The sequence below is a fragment of the Microbacterium sp. X-17 genome, assembly GCF_039615055.1.
Genome location: NZ_JBDHNI010000007.1, coordinates 270,527 through 283,872 on the forward strand (window position 1 = coordinate 270,527; position 13,346 = coordinate 283,872).

Sequence of the window (13,346 nt, forward strand, 5' to 3'; positions counted from 1 at the left end):
TCCGGGTTCCCCCCGTGCGCCCGGCGGTGGAGAGTGGCGCTATGGACATCGCATTCCTCGGGCTCGGCCGGATGGGCCGCGAGCTCGTCCCCCACCTGATCGACGCCGGCCACACCGTGACCGTCTGGAACCGCTCACCGGAGCCGGCGCAGACCATCGGCCGCCGCGGCGCCCACGTCGCCGACTCGGCGGCGGACGCCGTCGCCGCCGCGGACACGGTCGTGACCGTGCTGTTCGGACCGGAGGCCGTGCGCGAGACGCTGCTGGACGCGGACCTCCCGTGGCGCCCCGGCACGCTCTGGATCGACGTGACGACGGTCTCCCCGGCCGACGCGATCGAGTTCGCCGCCCGCGCCGCCACCCTCGGCATCCGCTACGTGGCCTCCCCCGTCGTCGGCTCGCTCGCCCCCGCCCGCGCCGGAGCGCTCGCGGTGCTGGTCGGCGGCGAGCACGACGCAGCGCGCGAGGCGAAGCGGGTCGTCGGTCTGTGGGCGGACCAGGAGAAGCTGCGCACCTTCGACACGCCCGCGGCGGCGACCGCGGCGAAGCTGGTGGCCAACCTCGCCCTCGCCATCTCGATGGAGGCCCTGTCGGAGTCGCTGCGCCTCGGCCGCGCCGCGGGACTCACGGACGACGAGGTGCTCGCCACGCTCTCCCTGACCGCGATCGCCCCGCTCGCTGCGATGAAGGGCCCGCTCGTGACCGCCGGCGACTACGAGGACGCCCAGTTCACCGCCGACGCCCTCGCCAAGGACACCCGCCTCATGCTCGCGACCGCCGACGTCCCGCTGCCGGCCGTCGCGCTCGTCGCGGCCGAGCTGCAGCGCGCGATCGACGCGGGACAGGGCGGGATGGACTTCTCGGTCATCGCGCGGGATCGGTGAGCGGGGCTGTCACCCGACCGCCGTCACCACCCCGCCGCCCGCCGCCGACCGCCGCGCGGCGTCCACGACCTGCAGCGTCCGCAGCCCCACACCGCCGTCCGGCACGGCCGGCCGGCCCGCCCGCACCGCGCTGACGAACTCCTCCAGCATGGCCGCGTCCAGGTCGTCGCCGGTCGGGACCCACACCTCCCCGTCCCCGGTCTGGCCGCCGACGTGCCCCGCGAACGGCGCGATCGTCACCGAGCCGCGCGTGCCCGTCACCTGGAAGGTCAGGCCGCCCCACGTCGGTGCGGCGTCCGGGACACTCCACGAGCAGTCGATCGTCGCCACCACACCGCTCGGGTAGACCGCGGTCACCAGGCCGCCGGTCTCGACGGACGCCTCCGGGTGGAGGATGCGGTTGGCGACCGCGTGCACCGTCGCCGGCTGCTCCCCGAGGAGCTCGTCCAGCAGGTCGGCGCAGTGCACGACGTGGTCGACCAGCGCGCCGCCGCCCGCCAGCGCGGGATCGGTGAACCAGGCGCGGTCGGAGGGCACCTTGCCGTTGTTCGTCCCCTTCACCGCCAGCAGCGTCCCGAGGGCCCCGCCGCGCACCCGGTGCAGGAGGTCGGCGAACGCGGGCGCGAAGCGGACCGGGTACGCCGTCATCAGGGTCACGCCGGCGCGCTCGGCCGCCGCCAGCATGGCCTCGGCATCCTCCAACGTCGTGGCCAGCGGCTTCTCGCACAGGATGTGCGCCCCCGCCGCCGCGGCCGCCTCCACGAGCGCGCGGTGGCGGACGTTCTCGGCCGTGATGATCACAGCATCAGGACCCCAGGCGAGTGCGTCCGCGTAGGTCGGCAGGTAGCGCACACCGAGCTGCTCGGCCAGCGCGCTGCCGCGGAGGGCGGCGTCCGGCGCCGTCGCGCCGTCCGGGTCGGTGACGACGAGCTCGATGTCCGCTCGGCCCGAGAGCGCGCGGCAGTAGCCGATCGCGTGCGTGTGGGCGAAGGACAGCACCGCCACCTTCAGCGGTCGGCCCGCGGTCGCGGCGGTCATGCGCCCACCACCTCGGCGATCGCCTCGGCCGACGCCGGGTCCAGTTCGACCGGCAGGCCGCTGCGCAACGACTCCATCGCCGCCTCGGCCAGCGCGACGGCGCGGACGCCGTCCTCCGGGGTCACCCGGGCCGCACGGTCCTCCGCGATCGCCGCCACGTAGTCGCGGAGCTGCGCGGTGTACGGGCTTTCGGCGTGGACCGGCGGCGGCAGGTAGCCGTCCGCCTCGTGCGCCGACGGGATGTCGACCCGGCTGGGCGTCTGCGAGGAGTCGATCGCGAGCGTGCCCGCTGACCCCGCGAAGTCGGCGCTGGTCCGGAACGGCAGCCCGCGCGCTCCCCAGGTGCCCTGGAGGTGGCTGATCGCGCCGGTCGCGTGCGTCAGCACGACGTGCGCGGTGACCGTGTGCGGCTCGGCGGCGTCACCGCCCGGCGCGCTCTGGACCGCGTACACGCGGTCCACGTCGCCGGCGAGCCAGAGCGCCTGGTCGAGGTCGTGGATCATCTGGTCGCGCACGATCCCGCCGCCGCGCGCTTCGTCGTGGAACCAGGTGCCCGCCTTCGGCGCCTCGCCGCCGCGCACGAACCGCAGCACGGCGGGCTCGCCGATGCGGCCTCCCGCGATCTCGCGCTGCACCGCCGCGTACTCCGGGAAGTACCGCACGACATGCGCGGGGAACAGCCGGACCCCGGCCTCCCGAGCCGCTTCGACGACCTCCTTAGCCTCCTCGACGGAGCCCCCGAGCGGCTTCTCGCAGATGACGTGCTTCCCGGCGCGGATCGCCGCGAGGGCAAGCGGCGCGTGGCTGGTGGTCGGGGTCACGATGTCCACGACGTCGCTCGCGGCGAGCAGCACGTCGAGGTCGCCGGCGACGGCGAAGCCGTACTGCGCGGCGAGCGCCTCGGCGCCCTCGTGCGAGTACACGGTGACCGCGGCGCCGAGCGCCCGCCAGCCGTCCGCGTGGACGCGCGAGATGCCGCCGGCCCCGATCAGGCCGACTCGAAGGGTGTTCACGGTGTGCCTTTCTGTCGTCGTCGCCTCGGTCGCCCGCGTCATTTCAGACCGGAGAACGCGATGCCGTCGATGACGCGTCGTTGCATGAGGAGGAAGAGGATGAGGACCGGCGCCATCGCCAGCAGGCTCGCCGCGAGCAGCAGCGGGTAGTCCGGGATGGAGCGCTGGCTGGTGAGCGTCGCGATGCCGGGCGCGAGCGGCATCTGCGTGGAGTCCGTCGCCACGATGAGCGGCCAGAGCAGGTCGTTCCACGAGGCCAGCACGGTGATGATCGCGAGCGCGGACAGCCCGGGCTTGGCCAGCGGCAGCATCACCTTCCAGAACACCTGGAAGTGGTTCGCCCCGTCGAGCCGCGCCGCCTCGGCCAGCTCGTCGGGCAGCCCGAGGAAGAACTGCCGCATCAGGAAGGTGCCGAACGCGCTGAAGATGCCGGGCGCCGCGATGCCCGCGATGGTGTTGAGCCAGCCGAGGCCCTGCACGATCTGGTACTGCGGCAGCAGGTAGACCTGCGGCGGCACCATCAGGATGGCGAGCACCAGGGCGAAGATCGTCCGCCGGAACGGGAACTCCATCCGCGCGAAGGCGTAGCCGGCCATCGAGCACAGCAGGAGCTGGCCGACCGTGCGGATGACGGTGACGGCCACCGACACCCAGAGCTGGTTGAGGAACGGGAGCTGGTCGAACACGTGCGCGAAGTTCTCGACGTGCAGCGTCCCCGGCCAGACCGTCGGCGGCACCGAGGTGACCTGCGCGTTGGTCGCCAGCGACATCAGGATCTGCCAGACGAACGGGAAGATCATCAGCAGCGACGCCACGATGAGCACTGCGTGGGTCAGGCCGTTCCCGCGAGCGCGACCGGCAAGAGGCCGCGGCCGTGCGATCACCGAGCTAGACATAGTTCACCCACCTCTTCTGCATGCGGAACTGGAGCATCGTGAACGCGCCGACGAGCACCAGGATCGCGACGCCGACCGCCGCGGCGTAGCCGTTGTCGCCGGTCTGCTGGTGGGCGAAGAACAGGTAGACGAGCGACTGCGTCTGGTTGATCGCCGGGTTCTGCGTGCCCATCAGCGCGTAGAGCAGGTCGAACAGCTGGAACCCGGTGATGACCGTGATGACCGAGACGAAGAAGATCGACGGGGTCAGCAGCGGCACGGTGATCGAGAAGAACTGCCGCGCCCGGCTCGCGCCGTCGATCGAGGACGCCTCGTACATCTCCGGCGGGATGCTGCGCATGCCGGCCGAGAGCACGATCAAGTTGAACCCGAGCGAGATCCAGACCCCGACGACGCCGACGGCGAAGAGCGCGAACCACTCGGTGCTCAGCCAGTTCGGGCCCTTGATCCCGATCAGCGAGAGCGAGTAGTTGATCACGCCGAAGTCGCCGTTGAAGATGATCCGCCACACCATCGAGATGGCGGCGGGCATCGCCACGTACGGCAGGAAGAACGCCGTGCGGTACGCGGCGGCGAACCGCAGCCCCGGCCGGTTGATCAGCGCCGCGAACCAGACCGCCAGCGGGATGCCGAGCAGGAGGATGACGACGTAGATGAGCGTGTTGAGGATCGCGCGCCAGAAGTCGGGGTCCGCCAGCATCTGCTGGTAGTTCGTGATCCCGCTCCAGGTCGCGCCGCCGAACGCGCCCCACGTCGTGAAGCTGAAGTAGGCGTTGCGGAAGATCGGCCAGATGTAGAACACCAGCACGCCGACGAGCAGCGGCCCGACGAACAGCAGCGCCCACCAGCCGTCTTTGCGGAGGCCGCGGCTCCTGCCCCGGTTCGCGGCGCGCGGTGCGCGGTCGCCCGGGGTGGCGGGCGCCGCCTGGGCGGCGCCCGCTCCCTTCGTGATCGTCTGAGTGGACATCGTCACTCTTTGGCGAGGTCCGCGTTCATCTGCTTGGCGAGCTCCTTGGCGACCTCGTCCACCGGCTTCTTGCCGCTGAACGCGTCGGGCAGCAGGTCGCCCTCCGCCTTGTTCCAGGCCGCGGTGTTCTTGGAGATCGGGTACGGGTAGGCGTAGTCCGTCGCCGCCTTCTCGAACACGCTCAGGTCCCACGGCGCCGAGTCGACGAACGCCTGCTGGGTGCCGTTGTAGGCCGGGTTCGCCGCGCCCATCTTCGCCTGGGTCTGCGCGGCCTCCTTGCCTCCGAGGTAGTTCTGGAAAGCGATGGCGGCCGACTTGTTCTTGGAGTCCTTCGCAACGACGTTGGCGAGACCGTGGATGACGGTGGCCTGGCGCTCCCCGGTCGGCAGCGGCGCGACCGCGATCTGGGCCTTGATCGGCGAGCTCAGCAGCTCGGCGTTCGACCACGTGCCCGACCAGAACATCGCGGACTTGCCGTTGATGAACCACTGGTCCTGCGGGGTGTCGGACAGCTGCGCGAGCGTGGGCGAGGAGCCGTCCGCGATCAGGTCGCGCACGAACTGGAGGCCCTTGATCGACTTCGGGTCGTCGTAGCCCGACTTCTTGCCGTCGGAGGAGATGATCGAGCCGCCGGCCTGCAAGATGGTGTTGTAGTACATCTCCTGGCCGCCGCTGAGGCCGCTGGCCTCGCCGTAGATCCCCTCGCCCTTGAGCTTGTCGGAGATCGCCTTGGCCTTGTGGTGGAAGTCGTCCCAGGTCCAGCCCGCGGTCGGGTACGCCACGCCCGCCTTGTCGAAGATCGCCTTGTTGTAATAGACCGCGATCGTGTCGAAGTCCTTCGGGACGCCGTACTGCTTGCCGCTGTACGAGTAGAGCGAGTCCAGCGCCTTCGGGTAGTTGGCCGGGTCGATCGCCGAGCCGACCGGCTCCAGCAGGCCGTTGGACGCGTAGAGCTGGAAGTTCGGCCCGTTCATCCAGAAAACGTCGGGCAGCGTCTTGGACGAGCCCTGCGTCTGCAGCTTGGTGAAGTAGTTCTGGTACGGCGTGATCTGCGGGGTCACCTTGATGTTCGGATAGGTCTTGTTGAAGTCCTTGATCAGGGCCTCCATCGCGGGCTTCTGGTTCACGTCCCAGAACGCGTAGGAGATGCTGGCCGAGAGATTATGATCGGCAGGGGCATCGGAGCCGCTGCCAGTGTTGGACGAGCATCCGGCGAGCACGACTGCGGACGCGACCGCGGCCGCGACCGCGAGCAGGGCTTTTCGCATTGGTTTCTCCTTCGAAATGTGGTGTCGGTGCCTTCCCGGGTCGGCGACTTGACCTCGCCGGCCCGGTTCTTCCTTCGGTGCGGGGTGCTCCGCGTCCGCGGAGCGCGGGACGTCGCTACAGCAGCGCGACGACCCTCTCGTCCGCGGCGGGAACGGCGCGAGGCCGGGACCCGTCGCGAAGCGATTCGGTGGCCGCCACAGCGGTGGCCACGGCGTTGCGCGCTGCCACCGCTGACGTCGTCGTCGCGGTGCCGTCGCGCACGAAGCCCACGAACTCGGCGATGGTGAGCCGATCCGCGTCTCCGTGCCCGCCCTCGTCGCCGAGCACGGGGTACTCGACGTCGCCGGCGGGGTGGTAGGTGGTCCGGCGGTTCCAGACGCGGACGACCGCGCCCTCGGTGTCGCCGAAGTTTTCCAGGCGCCCCTCCGTGCCGATCACGGTGTAGTTACGCCAGTAGTCGGGGGTGTAGTGGCACTGCTGGTACGAGGCGTAGACCCCGTTGTCGAGCCGCATGGTGACCATGGAGATGTCCTCCACGTCGATCACCGGGTTGAGCTCCCTCTGCGTCAGCGGAGGCCAGGAGTCGAGCGAGAACCAGTCCGGCATCGCCCGGTCGGAGTTGTCCCTGCGGTCGTCGATGCCGCCGTAGACGGTCAGGCCGCCCATCCCGGTGACCAGCTCGGAGTACCCGCCGGCCAGCCAGTGGATGATGTCGATGTCGTGCGCGCCCTTCTGCAGCAGCAGGCCGTTGGACTTCGCCCGCTCGGCGTGCCAGTCCTTGAAGTAGTAGTCGCCACCGTTGCCCACGAAGTGCCGGCACCAGACCGCCTTGACCTCGCCGATCTCGCCGCGCCGGATGATGTCGCGCATGGTGCGCACCACGCTCATGTGTCGCATGTTGTGCCCGACGTAGAGCCGGGTTCCGGTCTCGGCGGCGGCCGCGAGGATGGCGTCGGCGTCGGCCACGTCGATGGCGAGCGGCTTCTCCAGGTAGACGGCGATCCCCGCGCGCAGCAGGTCGACCGCGATCTCCGCGTGCGTGTGGTCGGGAGAGGTGACGAACGCGGCGTCGACCGCGTCGCCTCCCGCGATCAGCTCGCGGTGGCCGGCGTAGGTCGCGTCGGCGCCGAACGATCCGGCCGCGCGCTCCCGCGCCGCCGGCGACGGGTCCACGACGGCGACGATGCGGCCGTCGCCGCTCTCGACGGCATGGCGGGCGATGCCGGAGCGCGCGCCGGCGCCGATCACGGCCAGGCGCAGCACCCGCTTCGCGGCGGCGTCCACGCCGATCGTCTCCTGAACGGTCATCTCCGCGCTCCCTCCACGCTCTCCTGCGCCGCCAGGGCCTGCGCCCCCGCGACGTCGATCTCGGGCTCCGGCATCCCGGGAGCCAGGTACAGCCGCTCCATCGCCTGCCCGGAGGCCAGCGCGAGCGCGCCGAGCACCACCGACTCGGCGCCGAGCTCGGACTGGATGATGGACGGCCGCACCGGCACGCCGATCTCGGACATGACCGCCGCGCGCAGCGGCCGGAGCAGCTCCTCGCCCGCGCGCGACAGACCGCCGCCGACGACCACCACGTCCGGGTCGACCGCCATCGTCACCGTCGCGATGCCGGTCGCGACCCCGCGCACGAACGCCTCGATCTCCGCGATCGCGGCCGGGTCGCCCTCGCCCGCCGCGCGGAAGACCTCCTCGCCCGTTCCGGCGGACTCCCAGCGGAGCTGACCGGAGTCGTCCACGTGCATCGAGAAGACGCTGCCGCCGATCTCGCCCGCGGCCCCGTGGCGACCGCGCCGCAGCCTGCCGTCGATGATCAGCCCCATCGAGATGCGGTGGCCGGCGAAGAAGTAGGCGACGTCGTCGACCAGCCGGGCGGCGCCCATCCGGTGCTCGGCCAGGGCGGCGAGCCGCATGTCGTTCTCGATCGTGACCGGGCAGCCGAACTCCTCGCTCAGCCGGCCGGCGATGTCGACGCCCTCCCAGTCGGGGAAGTTGTGCGAGACGGTGAGCCGGCCGTCGGAGCCGACCATGCCGGAGACGGCCACCGCCATGCCGGAGAGGCGGGACAGCCGGCCGAGCTCGATGCCGGCCCGCTCGAAGCAGGCGTGCACGGCCTCCTTGACGCTGTCGAGGCGGCCGGCCCCGACGAACGTGCCGTCGATGTCGCGCTGGTGCCAGGCGACGACGCGGCCGGTGAGGTCCGCGACGACCACCCGGATGCGGTGGATGCCGACGTCCACCCCGACCAGGAAGCCGGCGTCGGCGACGAACTCGAAGATGCGGGCGGGACGGCCTGCTCCGCGGCCGCCGTGGGTGTGCTCGTCGATCATGCCGACGAGGCCGCGCTCGCGCAGCAGCGGGAGGGTGGCCTCCACCGTGGGACGCGAGAGGCCGATGCGCTCGGCGAGCTGGGCGACGGTCGCGCGGCCCCCGTCGCGCAGCGCGACGGCGACGCGAGCGCCGCTCGCGTTCGTCAGTCGCACGTCGTGCGTCGCACCGTTGTCGCCCGGGACCATCGCAGGACTCTCCATCCGTTACAAAGAAAATGGCTTTTGTAATTGCTTTCGGACAGTAGAGCATGCCCCGCAGGAGAAGGTCAAGAGCGAGTTTTCTACAAACAAATCAATTTGCATATTCCCGGCTGTCACGGCCCGGTCCGGCCGTCGGCGCGCGTCGGTCTTGTCCTCCCCAACCGCGCCCCAATACGCTCGGCGGAAGGCGTGAAATACGCCGACGACGAGAGGCGGGGGCCATGCGTTTCATCCAGTCGCCGGAGCAGCGCAGGCAACTGCACGCTCCCGACGCCGGGAGCGCGCCGCTCCTGAAGCGCAGCCCGCTGCTGTTCGGCTTCGTCGTCACCCTCGGCGCGCTGGGCGCGGTCGCCACGGGCTATATGCTCTACGGCCTCCGCTCCATCATCTTCTCGGTCTTCCTGGCGGCCTTCGCGACGGTCGGCCTCGATCCGCTGATCCGCTGGTTCCAGCGGCACGGGATGAAGCGGGCCTGGGCGATCGTCACGGTCATCCTGCTCATCGTCGGCGTGCTCGTCGCGATCATCTGGGTGGTCGTCCCGCTGATCGTGCAGCAGATCACGAACCTCGCGACGGCCATCCCCGCCGAGGTCGCGAAGCTGCGGGCGGAAGGCTGGTTCGACAGCACCAACGACGCCAGCAACGGCGTCCTCGGGCAGGCGCTCACCTGGATCTCCGACCAGGTGAAGGACCCGAAGACGTGGGCGAACATCGGCAACGGCCTGGTCGGCTTCGGCCTCTCCGTGCTGAACGGCTTCACCACCGGCTTCTTCATCGCGATCCTGACCATCTACTTCATCGCCTCGTACGACTCCACCAAAGCCTCGCTGTACCACCTGGTGCGCCGCTCGCACCGCGATCGGTTCGAGGGCTACACCGAGCGCATCCTGCAGAACTTCGGCAAGTACCTGAGCGGGATGGTGATCCTCGCGTTCTTCAACGCGACCTACAGCCTCATCCTGCTGCTGGTCACCGGGGTCCCCGGAGCGTTCCTGATCGCGCTCGCGGCGTTCTTCATCACGCTCATCCCGCTGATCGGAACGGTGCTCACCACGATCCTGATGACGATCCTGGCGCTGATCCACTCGCCGGTGAGCGCCATCGTCGTGCTGGTCTTCATGCTGATCTATATGCAGGTGGAGGCATACATCCTGACGCCGAAGGTGATGGGCAAGGCCGTGCAGGTCCCCGGCTCGGTCGTGCTCATCTCCGCGCTCGCGGGGTCGACGCTGTTCGGCCTCCCCGGAGCGCTTGTCGCCATCCCGATCTCCGCCGGCATCATCCTCATCATCAAGGAGGTCGTGATGCCCAGGAAGGATCGGACCTAGCGGGCGGCGCAGGTCACTGGATGAGCGTCATCCCCCAGGTCCAGCCCGATCCGATGACGCGGGACTGCCAGTTGGCCGACAACGGCTCCTTCACGTAGATCAGCTGGCCGTCCGACCGCGTGTTGGCCATGACGAAACCGGAGGAGCCGCGCCCCTCGTAGTCGCCGACCGACCATTCGCCGAGCTGCGCCGACACGAGCGTCGGCGCGTCGAACCGCACCGGCGCAGGGAACGCGTTGGCGTTCCCCGCGGGCAGGCGGTTGAGGTCGACCGACGCGTCGGCGGGCGTCAGATCGGCGTAGCCGTCCCCGTTGAAGTCTGCGAGGCCGACGCCGTTGCCGCTCGCGTCGGTCGTCATCCCGTCGGTGGGGATGCGCACCCCGGTGCTGAACGGCCGGTGCAGCGGGTCGGAGGCGAAGCGGTTCTTGTAGAACCAGCGGGTCCCGTCCGACCTGTCAGCGACGATGTCGGCGTAGCCGTCGCCGTCGACATCGCCGAGCGAGAACGACGTGAACGACTGCCAGCCCGAGCCGATCAGGGTCGCCGACGAGAACGGAAGCCCGGCGGGCGAGCTGCCGATGTTGTTGTAGTAGGCCACCAGCGTGCCGTCCGAGCGGAGGGCGACCACCTCGGCCACACCGTCGCCGGACAGGTCGCCCATCGCGACCAGCCGCATCCCCCAGCCGTAGCCCCAGCCGGTGCCGATGACGCGTCCCGAGCTGAACGGCACCCCACCCGGGTTCGACCGGATGCCGTTCGCGTAGAGGAGCAGGCGACCGTTGAGGTCCATCGCCAGCAGGTCGCCGTAGCCGTCGCCGGTGATGTCCGAGTCGTGGAAGAGCGCGGCCCGCTTCGGGGCCTTCACGATCGGCGTGCAGGGATTCGTGGTGGGGATGGTCCCGCCGACCACGGCCGTCGTCTGACCCGTCGCCTTGACGCTCCAGGTGTAGCTGCCGGTGGTCGTGAGCGCCGACGGCTGCACGGTTGCCTGGTAGTGCAGCGACCCGTCTGCGGCCGCGGAGGCGGACCCCGTCGCCCCGAGCACGTCGGTGGAGTTCACGATCGACACCGTGTACGCCTGGCCCGGCACGAGGCCCTGGACGTCGGCCTGCAGCCGGACGCCGGTGCTGCCCTCCCCTGCCGGGGTCAGATACCGCAGCGGACAGTCGAGCGCTGCCGTCGCCGTTCCGCTCACCGCGACGTCGGCCGGCCGCGGCCCCGCCGCCTGCGCCGAGGTCGCGAACGCGCCTCCCGCCGTCACCAGCACCGCGGCCGTCATCGCCACGATCGTCCGACGCTTCATCCCGCGCATACAGTCCCTTCGACGCCACCGCGCCCCGCGGCGCCGGATACAGGCTATCGGCGGCTGAGAGCGCGCACACGCCCGCGAACGCGGGACAGGCGGCCTCCCCGTGCAGCGAGCGTAGAGTGAATCGACGTGACCACGACGATCGCCCTCATCACCGGGGCAAACAAGGGAATCGGATTCGAGACGGCACGGCGCCTCGGCGAGCTCGGGATGACCGTGCTGGTCGGCGCCCGCGACGAGCAGCGCGGACTGGCCGCGGAGGCCGCACTGCGCGACGGCGGCGCCGACGCGCGCTTCCTCCAGCTCGACGTGACCGACGCCGATTCGATCGCCCGCGCCGCCGAGTGGATCGACCGCGAGTTCGGCCGTCTCGACGTCCTGGTCAACAACGCCGGCAGCGCCACCGTCTCCCGGCAGCGCGCCCTCGCCAGCGCGACCTCGCTGTCGGACATGCGCGCGATCTACGACATCAACGTCTTCGGCCTGGTCGCCGTCACGAACGCGATGCTTCCGCTGCTCCGTCGCTCGGAGGCCGGGCGCATCGTCAACGTGTCGAGCGAGGTCGGCTCGATCGGGTCGCAATCCGACCCGGCCAGCCCGCTGTACGACATGCCCGCGTCCGCGCAGTACCCGTCCTCCAAGGCGGCGGTCAACATGCTCACCGCGATGTACGCGAAGGAACTGAAGGACACCCCGATCAAGGTGAACGCCGCCAACCCCGGCTTCACCGACACCGACTTCAACGACCACCGCGGCATCCGCTCGGTCGAGGACGGCGCGGAGCCGAGCGTCCACCTCGCGACGCTGCCCGACGACGGGCCGTCCGGTGTGCTCTGGGGGCACCTGTGGCTGCGGGAGGGGGAGGGCGGCTACGGCGTGCTGCCCTGGTAGCGGGGGCGGCCGCACCCCCGATGTCACCGGGAGCCGGACTCCCCCGCTCCCGCACCCGTCCCCGTCGCGAGGAACGCCGTCCCGAAGCACAGCTCCTCCCACCCCGCGTCCACCAGGCCCTCCCGCATCGCCGCGCGGATGACCTCCCACGGCCGCCTTCCGATCCATTCGTCCAGGGAGGCCGACCTCCCGACCGCCGCGACCCCGACCCGTGTCAGCCACGCCGGCGTGCGGTCGGGCGTCTTCAGGTCGAGCACCGCCCAGCGTCCGCCGCGGACGAGCGCCGCCGCCCCGTGTGCGACGACCGCGCCGCAGCCCGGGACCTGCGTCAGCGCGTACGTGGACAGGATGGCGTCCACCCCGCGCGGGAAGGCGAACCCCGCCGCCTCCGCCTGCACCAGCTCCACATTCCGCCAGCCGTGCGCCGCCACCCGCGACCGCGCGCGGTCGAGCATCGCGTCCGTCAGGTCGACCCCGATGAGCCTCCCGCCCGGGCCGATCGCGTCCTCCAGCAGCGGGAAGTTCAGTCCCGTGCCGCAGGCGACCTCCACCACGGTCGCGCCGGCCCGGAGGCCGAGCGCCCGCACCGTGCGGAGCCGCTGCGAGCGCTGCGGGTAGCCGGGCACCGGGTACAGCCGCGAGGTGAGGTCGTAGTGCGCCGCCTTCCGCCGGTAGACCTCGATCAGGCGCTCGGCGCCGTCCAGCCGGGTCACGCCGACCCCGCGCCCGCCTGGACGTCAGCCTCCACGGCGTACTTGATCGCGGCCATCTCGATATCGCTCGTGCGCTGGATCCTGCGCCGGAGGATGCCGGGCGGGATCAGGCGCATGACGTTCGCGAGGTCGACCTCCACCCACATGATGGCGTCGGTGCTGTCCTCGCCCGCCGGCAGGATCTCCATCCCCCAGCGCGCCGGCGAGGAGCCGATGGTGCCCGCGAACGCCATCGCGTGCGGCTCGTCGACGGCGGTGATCCGCTCGCTGCGGCGGTGCTCGCGCCGGAAGTCCCGTGCCCGCTGGTCGATCCAGCCGCCGACGACGAGCGGTCCTCCGCCCCGGACATGGCACTCGAGCACGGTCGGCGCCCACTCCGCCCAGCGACCGACGTCGCACAGGTAGTCCCAGACGTCGCGGACGCTGCCGGCGACGACGATCCGGCTCTCGGTGCGAATGGTCATGGGTCGCGCCGCGGGGTCGTCACGGCGTCCGTCCTCCTGT

General features: G+C 71.0%; 13 protein-coding genes. 3 read left to right on the forward strand and 10 right to left on the reverse strand.

The window, feature by feature from the left end; genetic code table 11:
* Nucleotides 1–41 precede the first annotated feature (41 nt).
* A complete protein-coding gene (locus tag ABCS02_RS30300) occupies nucleotides 42–884 on the forward strand; it encodes an NAD(P)-dependent oxidoreductase (protein WP_345839430.1) in 843 nt (280 codons plus the stop codon).
* 9 nt (nucleotides 885–893) lie between these two features.
* Here the strand turns inward: ABCS02_RS30300 and ABCS02_RS30305 are convergent, their stop codons facing one another.
* The 7 genes from ABCS02_RS30305 to ABCS02_RS30335 all read right to left on the reverse strand — a co-directional run bounded on the left by ABCS02_RS30305 (nucleotide 894) and on the right by ABCS02_RS30335 (nucleotide 8,586).
* Nucleotides 894–1,922, reverse strand: coding sequence for a Gfo/Idh/MocA family oxidoreductase (locus tag ABCS02_RS30305; protein WP_345839431.1), 1,029 nt, complete (start codon nucleotides 1,920–1,922; stop codon nucleotides 894–896).
* Nucleotides 1,919–2,977 (reverse strand): Gfo/Idh/MocA family oxidoreductase, encoded by a 1,059-nt coding sequence (locus ABCS02_RS30310; protein ID WP_345839432.1) that lies wholly within the window; start codon nucleotides 2,975–2,977, stop codon nucleotides 1,919–1,921. Before ABCS02_RS30310 ends, ABCS02_RS30305 begins: the two co-directional genes overlap by 4 nt.
* Nucleotides 2,974–3,831, reverse strand: a complete 858-nt coding sequence (locus ABCS02_RS30315; RefSeq protein WP_345839433.1) for a carbohydrate ABC transporter permease — start codon at nucleotides 3,829–3,831, stop codon at nucleotides 2,974–2,976. The genes ABCS02_RS30310 and ABCS02_RS30315 overlap by 4 nt, the downstream gene beginning before the upstream one ends.
* Nucleotides 3,824–4,798, reverse strand: coding sequence for a sugar ABC transporter permease (locus ABCS02_RS30320; protein ID WP_345839434.1), 975 nt, complete (start codon nucleotides 4,796–4,798; stop codon nucleotides 3,824–3,826). Before ABCS02_RS30320 ends, ABCS02_RS30315 begins: the two co-directional genes overlap by 8 nt.
* Before the next feature lie 2 nt (nucleotides 4,799–4,800).
* Complete coding sequence (locus ABCS02_RS30325; RefSeq protein ID WP_345839435.1) at nucleotides 4,801–6,066, reverse strand: sugar ABC transporter substrate-binding protein; 1,266 nt, start codon at nucleotides 6,064–6,066, stop codon at nucleotides 4,801–4,803.
* A 115-nt stretch (nucleotides 6,067–6,181) separates the two neighbouring features.
* Nucleotides 6,182–7,375 carry a Gfo/Idh/MocA family oxidoreductase gene (locus ABCS02_RS30330; RefSeq protein ID WP_345839436.1) on the reverse strand — a complete coding sequence of 398 codons (1,194 nt, stop codon included), beginning with the start codon at nucleotides 7,373–7,375 and terminating at the stop codon, nucleotides 6,182–6,184.
* Entirely contained in the window at nucleotides 7,372–8,586 is a 1,215-nt protein-coding gene (locus ABCS02_RS30335) for an ROK family transcriptional regulator (RefSeq protein ID WP_345839437.1), read from the reverse strand. The genes ABCS02_RS30330 and ABCS02_RS30335 overlap by 4 nt, the downstream gene beginning before the upstream one ends.
* A gap of 236 nt (nucleotides 8,587–8,822) precedes the next feature.
* Between ABCS02_RS30335 and ABCS02_RS30340 the strand changes: the two genes are divergently transcribed.
* A complete protein-coding gene (locus ABCS02_RS30340) occupies nucleotides 8,823–9,929 on the forward strand; it encodes an AI-2E family transporter (protein ID WP_345839438.1) in 1,107 nt (368 codons plus the stop codon).
* Between the two features lie 13 nt (nucleotides 9,930–9,942).
* Here the strand turns inward: ABCS02_RS30340 and ABCS02_RS30345 are convergent, their stop codons facing one another.
* A complete protein-coding gene (locus tag ABCS02_RS30345; RefSeq protein WP_345839439.1) occupies nucleotides 9,943–11,232 on the reverse strand; it encodes a VCBS repeat-containing protein in 1,290 nt (429 codons plus the stop codon).
* A 135-nt stretch (nucleotides 11,233–11,367) separates the two neighbouring features.
* On the opposite strand from ABCS02_RS30345, the gene ABCS02_RS30350 reads away from it, so the two are divergent.
* On the forward strand, nucleotides 11,368–12,129 hold the full coding sequence (locus ABCS02_RS30350) for an SDR family oxidoreductase (RefSeq protein WP_345839440.1): 762 nt from the start codon (nucleotides 11,368–11,370) through the stop codon (nucleotides 12,127–12,129).
* 23 nt (nucleotides 12,130–12,152) lie between these two features.
* Here the strand turns inward: ABCS02_RS30350 and ABCS02_RS30355 are convergent, their stop codons facing one another.
* Nucleotides 12,153–12,842, reverse strand: coding sequence for a methyltransferase domain-containing protein (locus ABCS02_RS30355; protein WP_345839441.1), 690 nt, complete (start codon nucleotides 12,840–12,842; stop codon nucleotides 12,153–12,155).
* Nucleotides 12,839–13,306, reverse strand: a complete 468-nt coding sequence (locus ABCS02_RS30360) for an SRPBCC family protein (RefSeq protein WP_345839442.1) — start codon at nucleotides 13,304–13,306, stop codon at nucleotides 12,839–12,841. The genes ABCS02_RS30355 and ABCS02_RS30360 overlap by 4 nt, the downstream gene beginning before the upstream one ends.
* Nucleotides 13,307–13,346 lie beyond the last annotated feature (40 nt).

Bases quoted from the DNA above. Each gene is read 5' to 3' on its own strand.
- ABCS02_RS30305 (WP_345839431.1), bottom strand. From the start codon at position 1,922: ATGACCGCCGCGACCGCGGGCCGACCGCTGAAGGTGGCGGTGCTGTCC.
- ABCS02_RS30320 (WP_345839434.1), bottom strand. From the start codon at position 4,798: ATGTCCACTCAGACGATCACGAAGGGAGCGGGCGCCGCCCAGGCGGCG.
- ABCS02_RS30300 (WP_345839430.1), top strand. From the start codon at position 42: ATGGACATCGCATTCCTCGGGCTCGGCCGGATGGGCCGCGAGCTCGTC.
- ABCS02_RS30360 (WP_345839442.1), bottom strand. From the start codon at position 13,306: ATGACCATTCGCACCGAGAGCCGGATCGTCGTCGCCGGCAGCGTCCGC.
- ABCS02_RS30315 (WP_345839433.1), bottom strand. From the start codon at position 3,831: ATGTCTAGCTCGGTGATCGCACGGCCGCGGCCTCTTGCCGGTCGCGCT.
- ABCS02_RS30340 (WP_345839438.1), top strand. From the start codon at position 8,823: ATGCGTTTCATCCAGTCGCCGGAGCAGCGCAGGCAACTGCACGCTCCC.
- ABCS02_RS30330 (WP_345839436.1), bottom strand. From the start codon at position 7,375: ATGACCGTTCAGGAGACGATCGGCGTGGACGCCGCCGCGAAGCGGGTG.
- ABCS02_RS30335 (WP_345839437.1), bottom strand. From the start codon at position 8,586: ATGGTCCCGGGCGACAACGGTGCGACGCACGACGTGCGACTGACGAAC.
- ABCS02_RS30310 (WP_345839432.1), bottom strand. From the start codon at position 2,977: ATGACGCGGGCGACCGAGGCGACGACGACAGAAAGGCACACCGTGAAC.
- ABCS02_RS30325 (WP_345839435.1), bottom strand. From the start codon at position 6,066: ATGCGAAAAGCCCTGCTCGCGGTCGCGGCCGCGGTCGCGTCCGCAGTC.
- ABCS02_RS30345 (WP_345839439.1), bottom strand. From the start codon at position 11,232: ATGAAGCGTCGGACGATCGTGGCGATGACGGCCGCGGTGCTGGTGACG.